General features: G+C 40.8%; 23 protein-coding genes. 7 read left to right on the forward strand and 16 right to left on the reverse strand.

Annotated elements, in window-relative coordinates:
• The first annotated feature begins 143 nt into the window (after positions 1–143).
• The 3 genes from ftnA (DRF63_RS05825) (at position 144) to DRF63_RS05835 (ending at position 2,688) form a co-directional block, all read left to right on the forward strand.
• Positions 144–650 carry a non-heme ferritin gene (gene ftnA / locus DRF63_RS05825; RefSeq protein ID WP_014991099.1) on the forward strand — a complete coding sequence of 169 codons (507 nt, stop codon included), beginning with the start codon at positions 144–146 and terminating at the stop codon, positions 648–650.
• Positions 650–1,147 carry a non-heme ferritin gene (gene ftnA / locus DRF63_RS05830; protein WP_014991098.1) on the forward strand — a complete coding sequence of 166 codons (498 nt, stop codon included), beginning with the start codon at positions 650–652 and terminating at the stop codon, positions 1,145–1,147. The genes ftnA (DRF63_RS05825) and ftnA (DRF63_RS05830) overlap by 1 nt, the downstream gene beginning before the upstream one ends.
• Positions 1,148–1,386: 239 nt before the next feature.
• Positions 1,387–2,688 (forward strand): NCS2 family permease, encoded by a 1,302-nt coding sequence (locus tag DRF63_RS05835; protein WP_005597910.1) that lies wholly within the window; start codon positions 1,387–1,389, stop codon positions 2,686–2,688.
• Between the two features lie 56 nt (positions 2,689–2,744).
• On the opposite strand, the gene DRF63_RS05840 is transcribed toward DRF63_RS05835, so the two are convergent.
• On the reverse strand, positions 2,745–3,335 hold the full coding sequence (locus DRF63_RS05840; RefSeq protein ID WP_005597912.1) for a Maf family protein: 591 nt from the start codon (positions 3,333–3,335) through the stop codon (positions 2,745–2,747).
• A 155-nt stretch (positions 3,336–3,490) separates the two neighbouring features.
• Here DRF63_RS05840 and DRF63_RS05845 point away from each other — a divergent pair, with 155 nt between their 5' ends.
• Positions 3,491–4,033 (forward strand): carboxymuconolactone decarboxylase family protein, encoded by a 543-nt coding sequence (locus DRF63_RS05845; protein ID WP_005597914.1) that lies wholly within the window; start codon positions 3,491–3,493, stop codon positions 4,031–4,033.
• A gap of 108 nt (positions 4,034–4,141) precedes the next feature.
• On the opposite strand, the gene DRF63_RS05850 is transcribed toward DRF63_RS05845, so the two are convergent.
• The 5 genes from DRF63_RS05850 to DRF63_RS11285 all read right to left on the reverse strand — a co-directional run bounded on the left by DRF63_RS05850 (position 4,142) and on the right by DRF63_RS11285 (position 5,824).
• Positions 4,142–4,345 carry a type 2 periplasmic-binding domain-containing protein gene (locus DRF63_RS05850; protein WP_005597916.1) on the reverse strand — a complete coding sequence of 68 codons (204 nt, stop codon included), beginning with the start codon at positions 4,343–4,345 and terminating at the stop codon, positions 4,142–4,144.
• 3 nt (positions 4,346–4,348) lie between these two features.
• Positions 4,349–4,711 (reverse strand): LysR family transcriptional regulator, encoded by a 363-nt coding sequence (locus DRF63_RS05855; RefSeq protein WP_005597917.1) that lies wholly within the window; start codon positions 4,709–4,711, stop codon positions 4,349–4,351.
• 55 nt (positions 4,712–4,766) lie between these two features.
• On the reverse strand, positions 4,767–5,102 hold the full coding sequence (locus DRF63_RS05860; RefSeq protein WP_005597919.1) for a hypothetical protein: 336 nt from the start codon (positions 5,100–5,102) through the stop codon (positions 4,767–4,769).
• 104 nt (positions 5,103–5,206) lie between these two features.
• Complete coding sequence (locus DRF63_RS11280; protein WP_005610390.1) at positions 5,207–5,416, reverse strand: hypothetical protein; 210 nt, start codon at positions 5,414–5,416, stop codon at positions 5,207–5,209.
• 9 nt (positions 5,417–5,425) lie between these two features.
• A complete protein-coding gene (locus DRF63_RS11285) occupies positions 5,426–5,824 on the reverse strand; it encodes an alpha/beta hydrolase (RefSeq protein ID WP_005597923.1) in 399 nt (132 codons plus the stop codon).
• Positions 5,825–6,039: 215 nt separating this feature from the next.
• On the opposite strand from DRF63_RS11285, the gene DRF63_RS05870 reads away from it, so the two are divergent.
• A complete protein-coding gene (locus tag DRF63_RS05870; protein ID WP_005597925.1) occupies positions 6,040–7,254 on the forward strand; it encodes an ATP-binding protein in 1,215 nt (404 codons plus the stop codon).
• Positions 7,255–7,309: 55 nt separating this feature from the next.
• On the opposite strand, the gene DRF63_RS05875 is transcribed toward DRF63_RS05870, so the two are convergent.
• From DRF63_RS05875 to metK, 10 genes are all read right to left on the reverse strand, one after another.
• Positions 7,310–9,043, reverse strand: a complete 1,734-nt coding sequence (locus DRF63_RS05875; protein ID WP_005597926.1) for an ATP-binding protein — start codon at positions 9,041–9,043, stop codon at positions 7,310–7,312.
• A complete protein-coding gene (locus DRF63_RS05880; RefSeq protein WP_005597927.1) occupies positions 9,036–10,277 on the reverse strand; it encodes an SIR2 family protein in 1,242 nt (413 codons plus the stop codon). Before DRF63_RS05880 ends, DRF63_RS05875 begins: the two co-directional genes overlap by 8 nt.
• A gap of 294 nt (positions 10,278–10,571) precedes the next feature.
• Complete coding sequence (locus tag DRF63_RS05885; protein ID WP_005597928.1) at positions 10,572–11,714, reverse strand: NADH-dependent flavin oxidoreductase; 1,143 nt, start codon at positions 11,712–11,714, stop codon at positions 10,572–10,574.
• 177 nt (positions 11,715–11,891) lie between these two features.
• Complete coding sequence (thiI, locus tag DRF63_RS05890) at positions 11,892–13,340, reverse strand: tRNA uracil 4-sulfurtransferase ThiI (RefSeq protein WP_005597929.1); 1,449 nt, start codon at positions 13,338–13,340, stop codon at positions 11,892–11,894.
• Between the two features lie 187 nt (positions 13,341–13,527).
• Positions 13,528–14,826, reverse strand: coding sequence for an adenylosuccinate synthase (gene purA / locus DRF63_RS05895; RefSeq protein ID WP_005597930.1), 1,299 nt, complete (start codon positions 14,824–14,826; stop codon positions 13,528–13,530).
• A 188-nt stretch (positions 14,827–15,014) separates the two neighbouring features.
• Entirely contained in the window at positions 15,015–15,902 is an 888-nt protein-coding gene (hflC, locus tag DRF63_RS05905) for a protease modulator HflC (RefSeq protein ID WP_005597931.1), read from the reverse strand.
• A 2-nt stretch (positions 15,903–15,904) separates the two neighbouring features.
• Complete coding sequence (hflK, locus tag DRF63_RS05910; RefSeq protein ID WP_043991853.1) at positions 15,905–17,095, reverse strand: FtsH protease activity modulator HflK; 1,191 nt, start codon at positions 17,093–17,095, stop codon at positions 15,905–15,907.
• Between the two features lie 177 nt (positions 17,096–17,272).
• Entirely contained in the window at positions 17,273–17,590 is a 318-nt protein-coding gene (gene trxA, locus DRF63_RS05915; protein ID WP_005597935.1) for a thioredoxin, read from the reverse strand.
• Between the two features lie 135 nt (positions 17,591–17,725).
• Positions 17,726–19,018, reverse strand: coding sequence for a nucleobase:cation symporter-2 family protein (locus DRF63_RS05920; RefSeq protein WP_005597937.1), 1,293 nt, complete (start codon positions 19,016–19,018; stop codon positions 17,726–17,728).
• A 161-nt stretch (positions 19,019–19,179) separates the two neighbouring features.
• Positions 19,180–20,331: a methionine adenosyltransferase gene (gene metK / locus DRF63_RS05925; RefSeq protein WP_005597939.1), complete on the reverse strand. Its 1,152-nt coding sequence runs from the start codon at positions 20,329–20,331 to the stop codon at positions 19,180–19,182.
• 219 nt (positions 20,332–20,550) lie between these two features.
• On the opposite strand from metK, the gene DRF63_RS05930 reads away from it, so the two are divergent.
• Positions 20,551–21,444, forward strand: coding sequence for a homocysteine S-methyltransferase family protein (locus tag DRF63_RS05930; protein ID WP_005597940.1), 894 nt, complete (start codon positions 20,551–20,553; stop codon positions 21,442–21,444).
• A gap of 92 nt (positions 21,445–21,536) precedes the next feature.
• Complete coding sequence (locus tag DRF63_RS05935) at positions 21,537–22,952, forward strand: basic amino acid/polyamine antiporter (protein ID WP_005597941.1); 1,416 nt, start codon at positions 21,537–21,539, stop codon at positions 22,950–22,952.
• The last annotated feature ends 16 nt before the right edge of the window (positions 22,953–22,968 follow it).

Genomic DNA, 22,968 nt, shown 5'->3' on the forward strand with positions numbered 1-22,968 from the left:
ATAGTTTTTTATCAAAATATCGTATATAATTCGCAAAATATATCAAAGGGGTGGAATTTTTCCGCCCCTTTGTCGTATCCGGATTTCGTAATGAAATTAGCTCTCATTATTTAAAATCTTTTAATATTAGATTGGAGGTAAAAATGTTACAACAAAAAATCATTGATCAACTCAATGAACAAATTAACCTAGAGTTCTACTCTTCAAACGTTTATCTGCAAATGTCGTCATGGTGTTCAAAAAACAGTTTTGCCGGTGCGGCAAAATTCTTACTTCGTCATGCCGACGAAGAATTGGAGCATATGCAAAAATTGTTCGACTATGTAAGCGAAACCGGCGGTTTACCGTTGCTCGGTAAAATCGATGCGCCTTGCAAAGAATACGCTTCGTTAAAAGAATTATTTGACGAAGTGCTAGCGCATGAAAAACACGTCACGGCAAAAATTAATGAATTAGTGGAAGTAACATTTGCCGCAAAAGATTATTCAACCTTTAACTTCTTACAATGGTATGTTGCTGAACAGCACGAAGAAGAGAAATTATTCGGTGAGATTTTAGATAAATTCGCAGTCGCGGGCGAAGGCAATAAATCACTCTACTTCATCGATAAAGACTTAGAAACTTTAGATCACGAACAAGGAGCTGCATAATGTTATCACCGGCAATCATCAAACAATTAAACGACCAATTAAACTTAGAATTTTATTCTTCAAACGTTTATCTACAAATGTCGGCATGGGCGGATAACAACGGCTTCCCAGGCGCAGCGAAATTCTTAAAAGCGCACGCCACCGAAGAAATGGAACATATGCGCCGCTTATTCACCTATTTAAACGAAACCGGTTCGTTAGCGGAGATTTATGCAATTGAAGCACCGCAAGCAGAATATGCTTCGTTAAAATCTTTGTTTGAAATCGTATTAGAACACGAAAAACACGTGACGGATTCAATCAATAAATTAGTGGAAGTCACTTTTGAAGCAAAAGATTACTCATCGTTTAATTTCTTACAATGGTATGTGGCTGAACAGCACGAAGAAGAATTCCTATTTAATTCGATTTTAAATAAATTTAAACTGTTAGGCGAAGACGGCAAAGCGTTATACTACATTGATAAAGATTTAGAACAACTTGCATCAGTGCACTAATTAATTCGTTTACAAGCGGTCAAATTTCCCTAAAATTTTGCAACTTGTGACCACAGAATACACGGGCTTCACAAAAATTATTTTAGTGAAGTCCGTTCTTTTTAAGAAAGATTTGCAAATCTTAAAGAAAATCGGACCGCTTATTTATTAGATGTTATGCAAACGTTTGCTTATCAGGTCTGACTTCTGTAGAATTCGTTCCTTAAAATTTTATTTCATTTATTTGAGGTTTTCATTTTATGTCTTTGTTCAAATTTGAAGAACGTGGCACCAATACCCGCCAAGAAATTATTGCGGGCTTAACCACATTCTTAGCTATGGTGTACTCGGTAATTGTTGTGCCGGGTATGTTAAGCCAAGCAGGTTTTCCGGCTGAATCGGTATTTATCGCAACCTGTTTAGTGTCGGGTTTAGGTTCAATTTTAATCGGCTTATGGGCAAATGCACCAATGGCGATCGGCTGTGCGATTTCTTTAACCGCATTTACCGCATTCAGTTTAGTGCTTAGTCAAGGTATCTCGATTCCGGTGGCACTTGGTGCAATTTTCTTAATGGGGGTATTATTCACACTCATTTCGGTAACCGGCATTCGTGCGTGGATTTTACGTAACCTGCCGGCAAGCATTGCACACGGTGCGGGCATCGGTATCGGTTTATTTTTACTGTTAATCGCAGCGAACGGCGTGGGCTTAGTGGTTGGCAATCAAGCCGGTTTACCGGTAAAAATGGGCGATTTCACCTCATTCCCGGTCATTATGGCGTTACTTGGCTTAGCGGCGATTATCGGCTTAGAGCGTTTAAAAGTGAAAGGCAGCATTTTATGGGTAATTATTGCGATCACCATCATCGGTTTAGTGTTTGACCCGAACGTAAAATATGCAGGCTTCTTCAAAATGCCGAGCTTCGGAGAAAATTCTCAATTCTTAAATCTTGATGTAATGGGTGCGTTAAATACGGCTATTTTACCTGTCGTATTTGCATTAGTGATGACGGCTATCTTTGACGCAACCGGTACGATTCGTGCGGTAGCGGGTCAAGCGAATTTATTAGATAAAGACGGTCAAATTATTAACGGTGATAAAGCCTTAACCTCTGACTCATTAGGCTCCGTGCTTTCAGGTTTATTCGGTACGGCACCGGCAGCGGTTTATATTGAATCGGCGGCAGGTACGGCGGTTGGCGGTAAAACCGGTTTAACCGCAGTCGTTGTCGGTATCGGTTTCTTATTAATGTTATTTTTCCAACCGCTTGCGTTCTTAGTACCGGGTTATGCAACGGCTCCGGCATTAATGTACGTCGGTTTATTAATGTTAAGTAACGTTTCAAAATTAGATTTCGATGATTTCGTCGGCGCAATGTCAGGCTTAGTGTGTGCGGTATTTATCGTATTAACCGCTAATATCGTCACCGGTATTATGCTTGGTTTTGCCGCATTAGTGATCGGTCATATCATTTCGGGTGAATTCAAAAAACTCAACGTCGGTACGGTAATCATTGCGATTGCGTTAGTAGCTTTCTACGCATTTGAATTAGCAATCTAATCTCAAAAAAAGACCGCTTGTAAGCCGATAACAGAGCAAACAAGCGGTCTAATCTTTTAAAAAAGTTGCAAATCAAATTGCTTTAATAATTCGGCAGTTTCAAATACCGGTAGCCCCATCACACCGGTAAAGCTTCCCGATAACCGCTCGACAAATACCCCGCCAAACTGCTGAATACCGTAAGCACCGGCTTTATCCATCGGCTCACCCGTCGCAATATAAGCGCAAATTTCAGCATCGGTTAATATTCTAAAACTCACTTCACTGGTATGCAGACATTCCACTTGCTTGCCTCGATAACTAATACAAACGGCAGTAAATACTTGGTGCGTCCTACCCGATAACATTTTTAGCATTGCAAAAGCGTCTTGCTCGTCCTTCGGTTTGCCTAGGATTTTGCCGTCAATAGAAACCGTGGTATCCGCCGTCAAAATCGGGTGTTCTGCAAGATTTTCTGCAATTCTGACCGCTTGTGCCGCTTGGTTCTTCTGCTTAGCAATTCGTAGGCAATACTCATCTGCTTTTTCATTTACTTGCGGCGATTCATCAATTTCACTTGATAAACGAAGTAAATCCAAGCCTAAATTTTTTAACAATTCCCATCGGCGCGGGCTGTTTGAAGCAAGGTAAATTTGTTTATTACTCATTCGCGTCTATTCTCTTTTCTCATTTCTTACAGAACTTTTAGTTATATAAAATAGGTATTTATAGCGATAAAACGGTTAAAAATACTTTGCAGATCTATTAAATCAACCGTTATCATTAACTTAAATAGATTACTCTTTATAAGGAAAGCATATATATGTCAAAATTTCAAATTCATACGATTGAAACCGCACCGGAAGCGTCACAAGAAGCATTAAAAGCGGTAAAACAAGCAAACGGCTTTATTCCTAACTTAATCGGCGTATTGGCTAATGCACCGACTGCGTTAGAAACTTATCGTACCGTCAGCGGTATTAACGGTCGTAACAGCTTAACACCGCTTGAGCGTGAAGTGGTACAAATTACGGCGGCAGTAGTTAACGGTTGCGGATTCTGTGTTGCCGGTCATACCAAAATTTCTTTAAAAGCGTTAAATGCGCCAAAAGAAATCGTTGATCAAATTCGTGCAACCGCACGTATTTCAGATCCGAAATTAGATACGTTAGCACGCTTCACACTTGCGGTAATGCTACAAAAAGCAAAATTAACCGAAGCACAACTAAATGAATTCTTTGCTGCCGGTTATAACCAACAAAATGCGATTGATGTGATTTTAGGTGTGAGTTTAGCGACATTATGTAACTATGTGAACAATATCGCTGAAACACCAATTAATCCTGAATTACAAGACTTTGCATAGTATTCATAAGGTGCGTAATGTCGCACCTTTTTCTTTTCTATTTCTAACCAAACGCCTCAACTGAAAAGCAAAGCAATAATCTGCTCAATTATTAGTTTGAGCGGCAGATTATTCATTCCACGCTAATGTCATTAGCCATTCAATAAACACCGCCAAACGCTTTGGAATAAATTGGCGTTGAGGGTAAATAATCCAAAGAGGGAGAGTTGGGGTTTGTAACTCCGTCAAAATCGGTACAAGCTCGCCTAAGCGAAGAGTGCAATCTAAACCGTCATTAACTAAGTTACTCAACTGATCGCTTACCGTGATCACTAGCTAGATTTCTGGATACAGGCGTTGAAAATCGGGCAATTTAGCAATCACAAAAGGGGCGATAACAGTCGGCATTTCAATATGTAATTTTCCTTTGGCTTGTTGGCTCACGCCTGATAAATCCTGAAATGTTTCTTCCAACTCAGATAATAAAAATTGCGTTTTTTCATAAAAGGCATCGCCTTCTGCGGTCAATTTTAGGCTACGAGTGGTACGGTTAAGCAGGCGTAAACCAAGCTGATTTTCCAAATACTTCACCGCTTTGGAAACCGCTGAAACGTGTAAATTTAACTGATCTGCCGCTTTAGAAAAACTACCTGTTTCCACCACGTGGGTAAAAACTTGTAAGGTTTGGATTCTGTCCATTTTTTGTTGTCTTTTGCAAAATTTAGCAAGAATTTTACCGTTTATTGTTGCAATATTAAATGGTTAAATTAGTGCAAATAAAAGCAGGATTATCCATCCACGCTACTTCACCGCTTGCCAAAAACTCCGCTAACATTAACCGTACCTCGGCTTCACTCGTGTTGAAAGCACATTGCAACTCAATCAGCGAAATCACAGGGTGTTTGGCAAGTAATATAGAGAGCATTTCTCGGGTGAATTTGGGGGCTTGAGGTTGCAATTTTCCGTCTGAAATTTGGCGGATAATCTGCGTAAATTGAGCGAAATTCAGCACGCCATTTACCAATAGCTTTTTCCCTTTAAATTCAAACAGATAGGCAAGTAAGCCACGCACGCCTAAGCGATCTTTCAAGGCAAAATCCTGTTCTAATTGTGCTTGGGCTGAACCGTCTTAAAAATGGCGTAAAAACAGCGATTCATCAATGCCCACCGCTCGCACAACCTCTAAAATCTCGTTTAAATCATTGGTTGGGCGAACTTCCACAATGGTGGCGTATCGCAAGCGGTATCCGCCGTGGCAGGCAACCAACCAAATAGCTCAAAAGGCAGCAATTTTTGCCCTTGACCCTTTTCGACCATTTGGCGAATGTAGGTACGCTCAGGCTCACCGACAAAATTGGTTAAATGGGTAACATTAGCGGGGCTGAGTAACAGAAATTTGCTCACTCGTGGATCTTACGTTTCGCTCAAATAATAGATGACTTTGTTCGCCCCAAGCGAATGTCCTGCCAACACGATATTTTCATAGCCTTGCTGTTCGGCAAAATCAAGGTAAGCGGTCAAATCTTCAATGGTTTTTGCAAAATCTTCATTGAACGAGCCGACGACTTCAAACTCATTGGTTAAGGCATTCACTTCTTGCATTTTGCCGAACGCATTGCGAGTTTGTGCATAAAGAAAATCCACCCCTGCCTTGCTCAACGTTTCCCCAATGTTGTAATAAAACGGATTGGAATAAAAGTTACCGTGAATACCTGTAATCGCCATAACCACCGTTTTCGCTGGGATTTCAGTGGGGAACAGTACACCGTGCAATACCGTACCTGATTGAGTGGCGATGTTGAGTTCTTTCATTTTTTGCTCCCTAAAATCATTAAAGTGCGGTTAATTATAGGGATTTATTTTTGATGAAAAAGCAATGGATAGTTAAATAAGTTTTGCTGATTTAGAAAATATATGAACAAAAAATACCGCCTGAAAAACCAAATAATCAAAACTTTTTATGGTTATAACCAAAATAAAATAGTAAAATTTGCAGTAATTTAGAGTATAACCAAAAAGATTTTGCTATGATTAACCGTCCAAATTATCTCCAACAGCTCAAACCTTTTATCAATACGCCTTTAATCAAAGTGATTACAGGCATTCGCCGTTCAGGTAAATCAACGGTAATGAAATTGCTACAAGCCGAACTGATTTCCCAAGGTGTTAATGCACAACAAATCATTCATATCAACTTTGAGAGCTTTGCATTTAGCGAGTACAAAACCGCCGATAAGCTCTATGCCTTTGTGAAGGAAAAAATTCAAACTGCTGAGAAATACTATCTGTTGCTTGATGAAATTCAGGAAGTGGCTGATTGGGAAAAGGCGGTCAATGCGTTTATGGTGGATTTCCATTTGGATTTGTACATCACTGGTTCTAATTCGCACTTGCTGTCGTCCGAGCTTTCTACTTATCTTGCGGGGCGTTATGTAGAAATCCCGATTTTCACGCTTTCCTACAAGGAATTTTTGGATTTTAAAGCGGGCTATTCACACCAAAATCTTGCAAATTCGACCGCACTTTTCAATGAATATTTGCAAAAAGGCGGCTTTCCAATGGTACATACAGCGGACTATCCGCAAGAAGTTGCCTATAAAATCGTGCAAGATATTTATGCGTCCGTAATTTTACGCGATACCGTACAACGTCATAAAATCCGTGATGTTGAGCTATTGGAGCGGATTGTGAAATATGCGTTTGATAATATCGGGAATACCTTTTCGGGCAAAAATGTCGCCGATTATTTCAAAAGCCAACAACGTAAAGTGGACTTAAACACCGTTTATAACTATTTGAAAGCCTTAGAAAGTGCGTTTATTTTGCACCGAGTAGAACGCTTTGATGTGAAAGGTAAAGAAATTCTGAAAACCCAAGAAAAATTCTATTTGGGCGATGTCTCTTTGCTCTACGCCACTATGGGCTTTCGTACCAGTCTGATAGCAGGCATTTTAGAAAATTTGGTTTATCTTGAACTCAAACGCCGTGGCTATCAGGTTTACATCGGCAAACTCGGCACAAAAGAAATTGATTTTGTCGCCCAAAAGCAGAACGAAAAGCTCTACATTCAAGTTGCTTATAAACTAGAAAGCGAACAAACCGTCCAACGAGAATTTTCACCCCTGCAAGCCATTACTGATAACCACCCGAAACATGTGATTACGATGGACGATTTTTGGCAGGAAAATATTGATGGGATTGTACATCAGCATATAGGGGTGTTTTTGTTGGGAGAAATATAATAAATAAGGCTTTATGTAGGATGATGCCGTCTGAAATTTCAGACGGCATCAATTTTTATTGGTTTACAGGTAGTTGCTTTTTCCAAGCCTTAGAAAAAGAAGCGCTTTTAGATTCGGGTTTAAAATCAGGCGTTTTAATTTTTACTTTCATTGGGAAAGGAAAATCGACACCTAACAATAAACCTTCGCCTTGTCCCAAAACGGGTAGAAACGAAGCAGAACGGTAATCAATAGATCCAACTGCTTTTTTCACAATATCTTGATCTTTTTCGTTAGTTAGCCGATGAACAATTAGCGTACCTATTTGACTTAAAACATCTTCAGGAATATCTCTCGGTCGCTGTGTTGCAATCGTAACATTTAAACCATATTTTCTACCTTCTTTCGCAATATCTCCAAATGCAGTTAAATTCATTTTACTGATTTCATCGCCAATAGATTTATTCAAAAATTGATGAGCTTCATCAATAAATACAATCAAAGGATTTTCGTAAGAAATTTTTCCTTCTCTAGCACAAGAAAGTAATTTACGCCCTATTGCATTAACTAATAATTCCCTAGCATTAGCTTCAAATGGAACAGCAGATAAATCTAATCGAATAATTTTATTTTCTGATGAACATAAATCATCAATAATTTTAGGGATGGTTGTTAAAGTACGCTCACAATCTAACATCCATTTTAGGTGAAGATTATTTTGCATTGCTTTAATTCTTGATATTAGGCTTAAGCAATACCCAATGTCATTATCGGATCGTTTTCCCCATTTGGTAGGATCTGGAATATTAGCTGTCCCTGCTGTTGGATATACACACTCTGCAATTATCTGTTCAGCTAAAGCAGAGAAACTCCATGGAATATTCATCATATTGCTAGTAATATTTTTTACAGCATTTTCAAACGGTTGTTTCAATTTTTCTGCTTTTTCTAAATTATATGTTTGAGTAATAGGTAATCCATGATTTGGGGCCTGCCAATAACTTGTAACAACTTTTAGACTCCGAATTGCTTCTTCTAATTTGGGTGCTTGGCTTTGAGCCGATGGACGAAGCAATGCCCTTATATCCGAATCTGTAAACATCCAATGTGGGTAAGTTACTTTATTATGATTCTCTGCATTAGGATGTTCGCCAACATAGTAATGCTCACAAGGTAATTTTGCGTATTCTCCTGTAGCATCCAGTAATAAAACTTTACCGCCTTTTTGGTAAATATTATTGATTAAGTTTGCCATCGTATAACTTTTACCGCCACCGGTTGAGCCTAAAATGGCACAATGGCGAGAAAATAATTTTTCAGGGGTAAGGTTAATGGTAACCGATGAATCGCCAGTGATTTCTGCGATAGGTAACTCAATTTCATCACTATTATTGATTTTTCCTTCAGCTAATAATGAAACTAACTTTGGATGAGCTGAATAAATTTGAGCACCTAGCTTAGGGTATTGTCTTATCCCTTTGTGATTAAAACCAGTTTCGGTATCAACACTAACCAGCAACTGAACTAACCCAATTGGATTATTATTTGCATAACTATCATCTAAACTATCAACACTTAAACGTTCACCGTTTTCAAGCCAAACTTTAATCACTCTTCCTAGAATACAGTCCTGTCCACAATCAATAAATACAAATTCATTCACTTCTCCAATCGGGATACGGTTGCCAAGTAACCACACCTGTTCGCCTGTTCCAGCTTTGGTTAGATTTATTTTTGCTTCTGTTGCTGATATTTCAGTAAGGCTGCCGATTCTGCGTTTAATGTCGCACGGAGAAAACCAATTATTCATGATTTACTCCCATTGTAAGCCCTTGAAAGATTTTAAAGATATTTTCTTCAGGCGTTGGTTTACTTCTGTCAGGTAGTTGATCAACAAATTTAGAAAAATCACTATCGACTAAAGAAATTCTTGAATCTCCAGCTTTTACGGCATTCATAAGTAGTGAGCGAATTTCGTCATTGAAAGATCCTTCTTTATCAAATAAAGAACGAGTTCCCACCATTAGCAATAGTTCAGGGTTTGTTCTTAATGCCATAGTTATAGCATTATTGATATGTTTATCATTAAATCCAAATCCTAAACATAGAATAGCTGTTTTAGGTTGCTGTATCGCATTTAAGAAATGGGACACCATATCCAAATAAGGAGATTCGTAAGAAGTCTGATATTTATTGCTACTTGGGTAAATAATAACAGGTTCCCCATGTTGTTTTTCATTTCTTCTTTTCTGAATACCTTGTTCTGTTCTTATCCAATCAACTGAACCGTGAATTTTATAGAGATGAAATACATTGGATAAATAGCTAGTGGATTTATCGTTGGATTGGCTTCTATGCACAATGTCATAATGAAACCAAGACGGATTAAATCGGTATGGGATAGAATATTCAAAACCATCAATTACCGTCATACCTATATTTGAAGCGGCTGTTTCAAAAGCAAGATCATAATTAGTTGTAAATATTTTTAATCTTTTTTGCTTAGCTTGTCTTTTACCCAGCACTCGAAGTAACTTATTGTGGCACTCCCAACTTTGTGGACACGTTATTTTTTCTGTAAAATCAGTAGCTTCTAAGATTTTTTCTTTAGCGTCTTTGATAAATTTAGCTAATTGTTCTAGTTTTCCATCAGATAGGTTTTGCAAGGTCAAAAAAGTATCACAGCGAGATAGAAATAATTCTATATCTTGATTGACCTGCTCATTACCATCATTATCTTGCCGTGTGCCAGCAACTTTATCATACTCAATGTATGATCGAATATCATAAAATATCTTTTCATCCATTTGACGGCAGGCGTGCCATAAGTCAGTCATACTTGGAGCAACATGTTCAGATTCAGAATTAAAGGTCAATGATGTGCCAGAGCCTGCCAGTACAATAATATTTTCTGCATCCAAAATCTGATTTAGACATTTTTGTAACAATGCCTTGTATTCTTTCTGCTTATCATCTTGGCTTGCAAGCTCTATAGAGATAGGTTCTTTTTCTGTAATATCTGAAGATAAAAATTTAATGTCCATATAAGCCACCTTAGGTAAAAAATTCTAAGATTTGATTATAACTCTTATGGAATAATAAGCTACTAGCCCGCTAGATTTCAGACGGCATTTTTCCCAAAGCGCAGTCAAAAATCTGCAAATTTTTCCCAAAATTCCACCGCTTGTAATCCTTAACTCTCTTTCTCAAACCAAACAAAAACAGCCTGAGAACATCATTTCTCAGGCTGTTTGCTATTTTACGATTTCGTTGTTTAATAATACCCACACAACAGGGTACCTCTTATGCCGATAAGATCAGCGACGACATTCCTTCATTTAAAAATAATTAGTTCTATATCTCACGCCATTTTGTTTTGACGGTGGGAAGAAATCCGTGCCAGCCATTGTGTCTTGTAACATTGCTGGAGTATAGCGGTAGTAATCTGCTTTTTCCCAGTCGAAGGTGCTTTCAATTTCTGCTTCTCGTCCAGTCTGGATCAGCTCCACTAGATTCGGGTTGAGCATAATGCTTTTACCGATTGAAACGCTTTCCACCCAGCCTGTTTGGTAGGCGTTAAGCATATCGTCTGCGGTGTACAAATTGCCTGAGGCAAAGAACGGCATTCGTCCATTGATACGGCCATGTACCACTTGCACTCGGGTAAGGTTGGTATCCGCCCCACGGCGAACTTTTTTGTAGAAATCCCATAATGAAATGTGCAGATATTGCAACGGTTTTTCCAACAATGCGTCCACTAATGCGAGCGTTTCTTTCATCGTAATGCCGTCTTCACCCGGTTCTTCAGGCGAGAAACGGTAGCCAATGATGAAATCAGGGCGGCTATATTTTTTACGCATTTCATTAATTTTATCCACAATCGCTAACGGAAAACGCATTCGTTTTTCTAAACTGCCACCCCAGTAATCCGTGCGAAGATTGGTTGCTGCCGACATAAATTGTTGAATAAGCCAGCCATTTGCACCATGGATTTCCACACCGTCAAAGCCTGCTTTCATCGCTAATTCTGCGGCATAAGCGAAACTGTCCACCATTTCCCACACTTCCTGTTCTGTCATCGTGCGGAATCGTCCGTACAGATCGCCAGTTGGGGCGAGCACATCGTGTCCTTGGGTCATCGAACGTTCGGCACGACTGCCTGAATGAGCAATCTGTACCACCGCTTTTGCCCCTTGTGTGTGGGCGATTTCCGCATATTCACGCAAGGTAGGTAAGTGGCGTTCATCAAAAGCATTTGGGCTTTCAAAGCCAATACCACTTGGGTGAACGTTGGTAAAAGGCATAATAAACAAGCCAAAACCTTTAAAACGATTTTGCCAAAAACGGCGACCTGCTTCTGTCATCTCGCCGTCTTCGCCAGAATCGTAAATGGTTAAAGGGGCAACCGTTAGGCGGTTTTTGATTTCTACGCCGTTGTTAAGCGTATAAGGGGTAAATAATGGGCTGTATTTAGGATTCATTTTAGTTCTCCATATATGATTGCTTTGTTGAGAATTATTTTATGGATTTATTTTTGATGAAAAAAGCAACGATAAATTAAATGAGTTTTGCCAAATTGGAAAATATAGCGTAACAAAAAAGCGGTCAAATTCTGCAAAACTTTTGCAAAAAATGACCGCTTTTAACGTACTAAATAATTAGTGTCGGAATACTTTTACATTACTAAAGCCATTCTCTTTGAGATAAAGTGCTTGTAATTTGCTCATTACCCCACGTTGGCAATAAAGTAAATAGTTTTTCGATTGATCCAACGAAGCGAACTGGCTTGAAAGTTTATAGAACGGCATTAATTTTACTTCTACACCGTCCAAACTAAACGGTGCTTCATCGGTTTCTTCCGGGCTACGAATATCTAAAATAATATCGTTTTCGGTTAATTCGGAAGTCGTTTCAACCGACACAACTTCTTGTTCCGTTTGTTGAGCAATTTCACGAATATCGAGGAACTGTGCGTTTGCAACTGCTTGTTCCAACACTTCAAAATTGAAATTCCCCTCTTCTTCCACAATTTTGCTTTCAATCGCTTTCACCGTCGGATTTTTCGAGATAACGCCACAAAATTCCGGCATGGATTTAGCAATATCATCGGTGCCGATTTCTTTTGCCATGGCAATAATTTGCTCTTTATCGTGCGTGATTAACGGACGTAATACCAATGTATCGGACGCTTTGTCGATTAAACGTAAATTGGTTAAGGTTTGGCTTGAAACCTGACCTAACGCTTCGCCGGTTACGATCGCTTGAATATCAAAACGCTCGGCAATTTTGCTCGCGGCACGCACCATCATACGTTTTAACACCACGCCCATTTGACCATTATCGACTTTCTCTAAAATTTCGCCGACCACATTTTCAAAATTAATCGCCACAAAACGGACTTTGTGTGAAGTGCTGTAACGGCTCCAAATATGGTATGCCATTTGTTTTACACCGATTTCGTGCGCCGCACCGCCTAAATTAAAGAAGCAGTAATGTACACGTGAACCACGGCGAATCAGCATATAGCTTGATACACCCGAATCGAATCCGCCCGAAATAAGCGATAATACATCTTCTTGCGTACCGATCGGATAACCGCCTAAACCTTCGTGACGAGCATTGATCAGCAACATTTTATCGCCGTCAATATCAATACGAACGGTTACATCCGGCTTGGTTAATTTCACCCGAGCCGATTCAATATGTTGATTTAAACCGCCACCCACATATTTTTCTACATCTAACGAACGGAATTCGTGCTTACCTTTACGGCGTACACGCACGCAGAACGTTTTACCTTCTAACTCATCACGTACTTTTGCCAATGTATTTTCAAAGATATCGTGCATCGTAGTAAACGGCATTTCTTCCACTTCTAAAATGTGGTGAATACCCGGCGTACGTTTTAACAAATCCAATACCATCGGCGCTTCTTCCGCCACTTTGGCACGCACTTCAATAAAGTCCCAGTTACGAATCACCGCCACATTTTCAGTTTCACGTAATAGCACATTACGGATATTTGAGGTCAGAATTTTGATAAAGCGTTTACGAACCGAATCGCTTTTAATCATAATCTCAGGGAAAAGTTTAATAATAAATTTCATTTTTCGGTTTCACTACGGAAAATAAGTTGCCCAAACAAACGGTTAAATTTCGCTAAAAATTTGCAAATTTAACTGCTTTTCAGACAAGTATCAAAAAACAATTACCACGGAAAGCACGGAATACACAGAAAATTCCGTGAACTCCGTGTTTTCCGTGGTAAGAAAACAACTTAAAATTTAAACGAAATTACGCCGCAAACGGGTCACGTAAGATCATTGTTTCTACACGATCCGGACCTGTTGAAAGAATATCAACCGGCACACCGACAAGCTCTTCAATACGTTTGATGTAATCTAACGCCGCTTGCGGTAATTCTTCACGTTTAGTTACACGGAAGGTATTTTCAGACCAGCCCGGCATGGTTTCGTAAATCGGCTCGACCCCTTTCCAATCTTTCGCCGCCATTGGTGCGTATTCTACGATTTCACCGTTTGGCATTTTGTATGCGGTACAAATTTTTAACTCTTCAAAGCCGTCTAATACGTCTAATTTTGTCATACAGAAGCCTGAAATCGAGTTAATTTGTACTGCACGGCGTACAGCTACCGCATCAAACCAACCGCAACGGCGCGGACGACCGGTTACCGCACCGAACTCGTTACCTTTACGAGCGATTTCCGCCCCCACTTCATCAAATAATTCAGTGGTGAACGGACCGCTACCGACACGAGTACAGTATGCTTTGATAATACCCAATACATAGTCAAGATTACGAGGACCGAAACCCGAACCGGTTGCAACACCACCCGCCGTAGTATTTGAGCTGGTTACAAACGGATATGTACCGTGGTCGATATCTAACATTGTGCCTTGCGCACCTTCGAATAAGATATTCACGCCTTCTTTACGTGCTTGGTGAAGTAAGGTTGTTACGTCCGCCACCATACCTTTAATTACATCGGCAATCGCAAATACGTCATCTAATGTTTTTTGGAAATCTACCGGTTCAACTTTATAGTAATTAACTAATTGGAAGTTGTAGTAATCCAAAATATCTTTTAATTTTTCAGCAAACGCTTCTTTGTCAAACAAATCGCTGACACGCAAACCGCGGCGAGCCACTTTATCTTCGTATGCCGGGCCGATACCACGACCGGTCGTACCGATTTTATTTTTACCTAATGCCGCTTCACGCGCGTGATCCATTGCCACATGGTAAGGAAGAATTAATGGGCAAGCTTCTGAAATTTTTAAACGCTCACGAACGTTAATTCCACGAGCTTCCAATTCGCCCATTTCTTTCATTAACGCATCCGGAGAAAGTACCACACCGTTACCGATTAAGCAGGTTACATTATCACGTAAAATACCGCTCGGAATAAGACGAAGAACGGTTTTTTCACCATTGATAATTAAGGTATGGCCCGCATTGTGACCGCCTTGATAACGAACCACATATTTTACACGATCCGTTAATAAATCTACGATTTTACCTTTCCCTTCATCGCCCCACTGAGCGCCGAGAATAGCAACACTTTTACCCATAGGAATTGCCTCTTTAGTTAGTTTTGAATTGAATTGGTATGCTCACTCCAAACATACAAACAACAAGCGGTTAAATTTTCTGAGAAATTTACTAAAAAACGGATAAATCCGACCTCTTGTTATGCTCTGTTTTCAGAGAGAAATAAAAAAGTTAAAGACCCGATATCGATCGGGTCTTATAGATACAATTATTTTGTCGGTGCTTTCATAAAGCGGAAGAACTCGCTGTCCGATCTAAGTAACATCATATTGCTTTGATCTTTCGCAAAGCTGTTTTCGTATGCCTTTAAGCTACGTACGAAGCTATAAAACTCCGGCTCTTGGCTGAATGCGTCCGCATAAATTTTTGCAGCTAACGCATCGCCTTCACCGCGTAAAGTTTCAGAAGTTTTCTTCGCTTGCGCTTCAATCAGCACCACTTTCTTATCGACTTCGGCACGGATAATTTCCGCCTTTTCTTCACCTTGTGAACGATGTTCGCTTGCAACTGCGGCACGTTCCGCGCGCATACGCTGATAAATTGAAGATGAAACTTCATTCGGTAAGTTGATCTGTTTTACACGAACATCGACCACTTCGATACCGAGTTTCTCGGCACCGTCATCTCCATCATTTAATGCTTTTTGCGCACCCGCCATTAATTCGCCGCGAGAACCGGATACGATATCTTTAATCGTACGAGAACCGATCTCAGAACGTAAACGGTCACCGACTTTACGTTTTAACAGATCCGAAGCACGCTGCGCATCACCACCGGTTGCCGTATAAAACTTACCGAAATCGCTGATACGCCATTTTACGTAAGAATCAACTAATAAGTCTTTTTTCTCAACCGTTACAAAGCGATCTTCTTGACCGTCTAAAATCTGAATACGCGCATCCAATACTTTTAAGTTATCAATAAACGGGGCTTTAAAGTGTAAGCCCGGCGCATAAACCACTACTTTTTGGTCTGCGTCACGATGCACTTTATTAAAGCGCAACATAATGCCGCGATAGCCTTCCGGTACGATCGTAATACAAGAGATCACTAAAAAAGCAACCAGAGATAAAATAGGTAATAATAATTTACGCATTATTAAAATCTCCCCTTACGTACCGGTTGTTCGTTTTGTGTAGTCGGCACGGTTTGCGCCGGTTGATGGATCACTTGCGGTTGCTGAACAACAATCGGCGCCGCTGTTTTTGCCGGTTCGGCAGCAGCCGGTTTCGCCAATAATTTATCCATTGGCAATACGTTTAAGTTATTGCCGTTGCCGTCCATAATCACTTTCGGCGTGTTTTTCATCACTTTTTCCATGGTTTCGATATATAAACGTTCACGCATCACTTGCGGTGCCGCTTTATATTCCGGTAAAAGTTTAGAAAAACGCTCAACTTCACCTTTTGCTTCTAATACAATTTGATCTTTATAGGCAGTTGCCTGCTCAACGATACGCTGTGCCTGACCGCGCGCAATCGGTTCACGACCGCGTGCATAAGCCTCCGCCTCACGGATCAAACGCTGTTCGTCTTCTTGCGCTTTAATCGCATCATCGAATGCGTCTTTCACCTCTTCCGGCGGGCGAGCCGATTGGAAGTTTACATCGGTAACCAATAAACCCATATCATAGGTTTTGATAATATCACGCAAGGTTTGCCACGTTTTTTCACGCACCGTCGCACGACCTGTCGTTAAAATATCGTCCATCGACATATGACCGATGACATAACGTAGCGCACTGTCGGTCGCTTGTTTTAAACTGTCGTCCGCATCACGCACGCTAAACAGATATCTAGCCGGATCTTCGACACGATATTGAACGGTCATTTCCACCTGAACCATATTCTCGTCTTGGGTCAGCATTGATCCGCTGGTTTTTAACTCGGAAACACGTTCGATATTGACCGGAATCACTTCATCGACAATAGTCGGTTTCCAGTTTAAACCCGGCATCACAATATCGTTTAACTTACCGAAACGAGTGACTACGCCGCGTTCCGCTTCTTTAATCGTATAAAAACCGGATGCACCCCATACAATGGCGGCAAAAATTGCGGCAAGCGGGAATAATTTTCCGAAATTTTGCGGGTGACGAGAGTTATTGCCCTTATTGCCTCCACCCATTTTTTTCAATAGCGAGCTAAAAGCCTCCTCTAAATCCGGCGGCTCTTGGCGATTATTCTGTTTTTCAGGTTCCTGTTGAGACCCTTGCCCTTGTTGCTCAGGCTTTTTTTGACCCGGTTTACCCCACGGATCCTGCTGATTGCCTGACTCATTCCACGACATAAATTTCTCCAAAATAAAAAATTTCTGTACGCCCATTTAAAATAACGTAACTTGGGGATTGTACCTATTTGTACCTCATTTTGCTAGGCTTTATAGAACAAATAGCGGTCTTTTTTAACAATTTTTTTGCAAATAAAAAGGGCGAGAAATTACCCGCCCCGATTTATAAATTAAAGATTAAAGCGCTTGTTCGACAAATGCGCTTAATTGTGATTTCGGTAATGCGCCGACTTGAGTTGCAACCACTTCACCGTTTTTGAAAAGGATTAACGTCGGGATTGAACGAATACCGAATTGTGCCGGAATTTGTTGGTTCTCGTCCACGTTCACTTTAGCAATTTTCGCACGACCCGCGAACTCTTCCGATAATTCGTCTAAGATTGGAGCCACCATACGGCAAGGACCGCACCACGGCGCCCAAAAGTCTAATAATACCGGTACGTCCGATTTTAATACTTCTTGTTCAAAAGTTGCGTCAGTAACTTGTAAAGTCATAATTTGTTTTCCTTATTAATAATCCGAAAAGAAAACGCCACTTGACCGTGGCGTTAAGTTACACCGTAAGATAAGGGTTCGTTTACTCAATTTCAAGTAAGTTTTCCCGATTACTTCGATTATTTATTTTAATCTCTATTCTTTATCTTCAGGCAAAATTAAATTGAGGATTAATGCCAGTAAAGAGCCGACCGTAATACCCGAACCGAACACTTCTTTAAAGAAGCCCGGTAATTTATCCAATAATTCGGGACGAGTGGTTACCGCTAAACCGCAACCGATTGAAATCGCAATAATTAAACCGTTACGTTTTGAACGCTCCACTTTATCCAACATTTGAATACCTGCGGCAATAATCATCGCAAACATCATTAAACCCGCACCGCCTAACACAGGACTAGGAATCGAAACGATTAACGCACCGAACCACGGGAATACGCCGGCTAATACCAATAATACGCCCATAATCGTTACTACATAGCGACTTGCTACGCCGGTTAGGGAAATCACTCCGATATTTTGCGCAAATGACGAGAACGGTGTAGTGGACATAATTGCCGCAAACGCCGAACCTAAACCGTCACATAACACGCCGCCACGTAAATGCTTACCGGTAATTTCCGTTTGCGTTGCATTACCTAATGCTAAGAAGTTACCGCTTGATTCGACAATCGTCACCAAATAAGCAATCGACATCCCGATAATCCCTGAAATCGGGAAAGCTAAACCGAAATGCAACGGCTGCGGAATCGCAAACGCATCTGCATTTTTCACCGCATCAAAGTTAATCCAACCTAGAGCTAACGCCACTACATAGCCGACCATCATACCGATTACAATCGCAGCCGCAGAAAAAATACCTTTGCCCCATTGCACTAAGATCACAACCAGCACAAGTACAAAAGTCGCCATCGCAAGATTTGCCGGATCCGCATAATGCGGGTCACCTTTTTGACCGCCGGCGAACCAGTCCACCGCAACCGGAATTAAGCTTAAACCGATCATCATCACCACTACACCGGTCACGACAGGCGGGAATAATTTACGCACATACGGCATAAAGAAACTGCCGATAATCATCACTAACGAACCGACTAATGAGGCTCCCATAATACCGGCAACACCGTGTTCGCTAAAACCGATCGCAAGTGCTGCCGCCACGAAAGTAAAGCTGGTTCCCATTACACTCGGTAAGCGCAAACCGATAGGACCGATACCTTGGCATTGAATAATCGTCACAATACCGGACACCAATAACGCCGCATTAACCAATACAATCGTATCGGGAGTCGGAAGTTTTAATACATTACCGATAACCAACGGAACGGCGATAATGCCGCCGAGCGCAGCCAATAGATGTTGTGCCGCTAAAAGAAGAGTTAAGCCGAAAGGCGGTTTGGAATCAACGGGATAACGTAAATTTTGCATAAATGCCTCAAACTAAAAAAATTGGGGCGCATTATACGCTTTTACATTCTATCGCGCAAACGTTTGCGCCATGATAAACAGTTAAAAAATAAGCGGTTGAATTTACAAATTTCTCTGTAAATTCAACCGCTTTATATTAATTAAACTATATCAACTTAACATTATAAACCTGCACCGGCACGTAATGCTTCCGCTTTATCCGTTTGTTCCCATGGGAAGTGTTCACGACCAAAGTGACCGTAAGCCGCCGTTTCACGATAAATAGGTTGAATTAAATCTAACATTTTGATTAAGCCGTACGGACGTAAATCAAAGTTTTGGTAGATTAATTTCACTAATGTTTCGTTTGAAACTTTACCCGTGCCGAAAGTTTCTACCATGATGGATGTCGGATCCGCCACACCGATTGCATAAGAAAGCTGGATTTCACAACGATCCGCTAAACCTGCCGCTACGATATTTTTCGCCACATAACGTGCTGCGTATGCTGCCGAACGGTCCACTTTTGACGGGTCTTTACCGGAGAATGCACCGCCACCGTGACGAGCCGCACCACCGTAAGTATCTACGATAATTTTACGACCGGTTAAACCGCAGTCACCCATTGGGCCGCCAATCACAAAACGACCGGTCGGGTTAATAAAATATTTGGTATTTTGGCTCAACCACTCGCTTGGTAATACCGGCTTGATGATTTCTTCCATCACACCTTCCACTAAGTCTTTTTGTGAAATGTGTTCAGCGTGTTGGGTTGAAAGCACCACCGCATCAATCCCTACGATTTTGTTATTTTCGTAAGCGAAAGTTAATTGGCTTTTCGCATCCGGACGTAACCAGTCTAATTTGCCCGATTTACGTATTTTTGCTTGTTGCTCCATTAAACGGTGAGCATAAGTAATCGGCGCCGGCATTAATACCTCGGTTTCATTGGTTGCATAACCGAACATAATACCTTGGTCGCCCGCACCTTGCTCTAACGGATCCGCTCTATCAACACCTTGGTTAATATCCGGAGATTGTTTACCAATCGCATTTAATACCGCACAAGAATGCGCATCAAAGCCCATATCCGAATGGGTATAACCAATATCGCAAATCACTTGACGGGTTAAGTTTTCGATATCCACCCATGCAGAAGTGGTGATTTCACCGCCGACTAACGCCATACCGGTTTTTACATACGTTTCGCACGCTACACGTGCTTTCGGGTCTTGTTTTAAAATTTCATCTAACACCGCATCCGAGATTTGGTCCGCAATTTTATCCGGATGCCCTTCCGACACCGATTCCGAAGTAAATAAATTAATCGCCATTGTTATTATCCTTTGGTTATACCTTTATCATAGTTGAAGCTTTTGCTCCCTCAATCAAATTTACAAGCGGTCAAAAATCACAAACTATTTGCAAAATTAGACCGCTTATATTAAATTCTTTTGGAAGTTTTTCCATCTAGACGTCTATAATATATTTTTTGAGCATCTAAAGCAAACTATTTTTCAACTTCACTTCTGAATGATTTTATAGGACAAAATATGACAATCACAATCCTAGACGGCGGTATGAGTCGTGAGTTAATGCGTTTAAACGCACCTTTCAAACAGCCGGAATGGTCGGCGTTATCGCTTTATGAAAAACCGTCTGCGGTACAACAAGTGCATGAAGATTTTATCGCTAACGGGGCGGAAGTGATTACGACCAACAGCTATGCGGTTGTGCCGTTTCATATCGGCGAACAACGTTTTAGTGCCGATGGCAAAATGCTTGCCGATTTAGCCGGGCGTTTAGCCAAACAAGCGGTTAAAAATAGCGGAAAATCTGCAAAAATTGCGGGTTCATTACCGCCGATGTTTGGCTCTTACCGTGCGGATTTAATTCAAGCAGATCGTTTTGCCGAAATCGCTCAACCAATTATTGATGGGCTTGCGCCTTACGTTGATATTTGGTTATGTGAAACACAAAGTGCGATTATCGAACCGACTTCGATTAAACCGTTATTGCCAAAAGATGATCGCCCGCTTTGGGTTTCGTTTACCTTAACCGATGATGAACCGACACCCGAGCCACAATTACGCTCTGGTGAACCAGTAGCCCTTGCGATTGAAAAAATGGTGGAATTAGGCGTTGATGCGATTTTATTTAACTGCTGCCAGCCGGAAGTGATTGAGCAAGCACTAGCAATAACCCAATCTATTCTAAAAGAAAAAAATGTGACACATATCCAAACCGGTGCATATGCAAATGCGTTTGCTCCGCAACCGAAAGATGCAACCGCCAATGACGGTTTAGACGAAGTGCGTAAAGATTTAGACCCTGAAGCCTATCTTGCGTGGGCGCAAAAATGGACGGCACAAGGTGCAACGATTATCGGCGGCTGTTGCGGTATCGGGATCGAATACATCAACACACTGGCTAAAAATTTAAAATAACCGAATAAGCGGTCAAAATTGGCAATTTTTTTGCAAAAAATCCGCAAAATTCGACCGCTTGTATCAAACACAACATCAAAATAAGGACAACTATGTCAAATAAAAAAATTGGATTACTTTCTTTAACCGCTCTAGTGCTCAGTTCCATGATTGGTTCCGGGATTTTCAGCCTACCGCAAAATATGGCAGCGGTCGCCGGCGGTGAAGCGTTAATTCTCGGCTGGATCATTACCGGCATCGGAATTATTTTCCTCGGGCTTTCTTTCTTCTTTATTTCTCGTTTGCGTCCGGATTTAGACGGCGGTATTTATACTTATGCACGAGAGGGATTTGGTGATCTTGTCGGTTTCTTATCTGCTTGGGGTTACTGGCTGTGTGCAACCATCGGAATTGTCGGCTATTTAGTGGTAGCGTTTGAGGGAATCGGTTCATTTACCGATACGGAATCGAATATTATTTTCGGACAAGGCAATACGCTTGCTTCATTTATCGGCGCTTCAATTATCGTGTGGTTAGTTCACGCTTTAGTAGCTAGCGGTGTAAAAGAAGCGGCAACGGTAAACTTGATTGCAACTTTTGTGAAAGTATTTCCGCTCGTGTTATTTATCGGTTTAGCAATTTGGTATTTCAAAGGCGAAACGTTTAACCAAGATTTGCAAGGCACGGCATTAAATAACAGTGTGTCGGAACAGGTGAAAAACACGATGTTGATTACCCTTTGGGTATTTACCGGTGTGGAAGGCGCTTCTGTATTATCCGCTCACGCTAAAAAGAAAAGTGATGTCGGTTTAGCGACCGTTCTCGGGATTCTGATTGCATTAGTTTTATATATTGCAATTACCGTGCTTTCACTCGGCATTTTACCGCGTGAAACCATTGCGGAGATGTCAAACCCGTCAATGGCAGGTTTATTAGAAACAATGATCGGTTCAAGCGGTAAGATTTTAATTACTTTTTGCTTAATTGTATCGGTGTTGGCTTCTTATGTGAGCTGGACAATGTATTCGGCGGAAGTACCTTATCGTGGTGCGAAAAACGGTGCATTCCCTAAAATTTTAGATAAGCTTAACGCAAATGAAGTGCCGATTAATTCGCTTTGGTTTACCGGTTTTGTGGTGCAATTCTGTTTATTCCTTGTGTTATTAACCGGTAAAAGCTACAACGCCTTATTATTAATTTCGACTTCAATGATCCTTGTGCCTTATTTCTTAATCGGTGCATATTTATTGAAGTTATCATTCCAACAAAATTCAGCGTGGTATATCAAACTGACCGGTTTTATCGCATCAATTTACGGTTTATGGATTGTCTATGCGGCGGGTTTAGATTACTTATTATTGTCGGTATTACTTTATGCGCCTGGCATTGGCTTATTCCTTTACTCACGCTATCAACATCAAGGAAAAGCATTAAACCTTTCGACTTTTGAGAAAACTTTATTAGTGCTTATCGGTTTCTTGTTTATTTGGGCGGTTTATAATAGTTTTACCAACGTTGATTGGAGCTAAAAAGATAATATCCTCT

The organism is Actinobacillus pleuropneumoniae, assembly GCF_003290385.1.
Taxonomy (GTDB): Bacteria; Pseudomonadota; Gammaproteobacteria; order Enterobacterales; family Pasteurellaceae; genus Actinobacillus; species Actinobacillus lignieresii.

Coding starts and splice junctions, on each gene's coding strand:
- ftnA (WP_014991099.1), top strand. CDS start 144: ATGTTACAACAAAAAATCATTGATCAACTCAATGAACAAATTAACCTA.
- ftnA (WP_014991098.1), top strand. CDS start 650: ATGTTATCACCGGCAATCATCAAACAATTAAACGACCAATTAAACTTA.
- DRF63_RS05835 (WP_005597910.1), top strand. CDS start 1,387: ATGTCTTTGTTCAAATTTGAAGAACGTGGCACCAATACCCGCCAAGAA.
- DRF63_RS05840 (WP_005597912.1), bottom strand. CDS start 3,335: ATGAGTAATAAACAAATTTACCTTGCTTCAAACAGCCCGCGCCGATGG.
- DRF63_RS05845 (WP_005597914.1), top strand. CDS start 3,491: ATGTCAAAATTTCAAATTCATACGATTGAAACCGCACCGGAAGCGTCA.
- DRF63_RS05855 (WP_005597917.1), bottom strand. CDS start 4,711: ATGGACAGAATCCAAACCTTACAAGTTTTTACCCACGTGGTGGAAACA.
- DRF63_RS11285 (WP_005597923.1), bottom strand. CDS start 5,824: ATGAAAGAACTCAACATCGCCACTCAATCAGGTACGGTATTGCACGGT.
- DRF63_RS05870 (WP_005597925.1), top strand. CDS start 6,040: ATGATTAACCGTCCAAATTATCTCCAACAGCTCAAACCTTTTATCAAT.
- DRF63_RS05875 (WP_005597926.1), bottom strand. CDS start 9,043: ATGAATAATTGGTTTTCTCCGTGCGACATTAAACGCAGAATCGGCAGC.
- DRF63_RS05880 (WP_005597927.1), bottom strand. CDS start 10,277: ATGGACATTAAATTTTTATCTTCAGATATTACAGAAAAAGAACCTATC.
- DRF63_RS05885 (WP_005597928.1), bottom strand. CDS start 11,714: ATGAATCCTAAATACAGCCCATTATTTACCCCTTATACGCTTAACAAC.
- thiI (WP_005597929.1), bottom strand. CDS start 13,340: ATGAAATTTATTATTAAACTTTTCCCTGAGATTATGATTAAAAGCGAT.
- purA (WP_005597930.1), bottom strand. CDS start 14,826: ATGGGTAAAAGTGTTGCTATTCTCGGCGCTCAGTGGGGCGATGAAGGG.
- hflC (WP_005597931.1), bottom strand. CDS start 15,902: ATGCGTAAATTATTATTACCTATTTTATCTCTGGTTGCTTTTTTAGTG.
- hflK (WP_043991853.1), bottom strand. CDS start 17,095: ATGTCGTGGAATGAGTCAGGCAATCAGCAGGATCCGTGGGGTAAACCG.
- trxA (WP_005597935.1), bottom strand. CDS start 17,590: ATGACTTTACAAGTTACTGACGCAACTTTTGAACAAGAAGTATTAAAA.
- DRF63_RS05920 (WP_005597937.1), bottom strand. CDS start 19,018: ATGCAAAATTTACGTTATCCCGTTGATTCCAAACCGCCTTTCGGCTTA.
- metK (WP_005597939.1), bottom strand. CDS start 20,331: ATGGCGATTAATTTATTTACTTCGGAATCGGTGTCGGAAGGGCATCCG.
- DRF63_RS05930 (WP_005597940.1), top strand. CDS start 20,551: ATGACAATCACAATCCTAGACGGCGGTATGAGTCGTGAGTTAATGCGT.
- DRF63_RS05935 (WP_005597941.1), top strand. CDS start 21,537: ATGTCAAATAAAAAAATTGGATTACTTTCTTTAACCGCTCTAGTGCTC.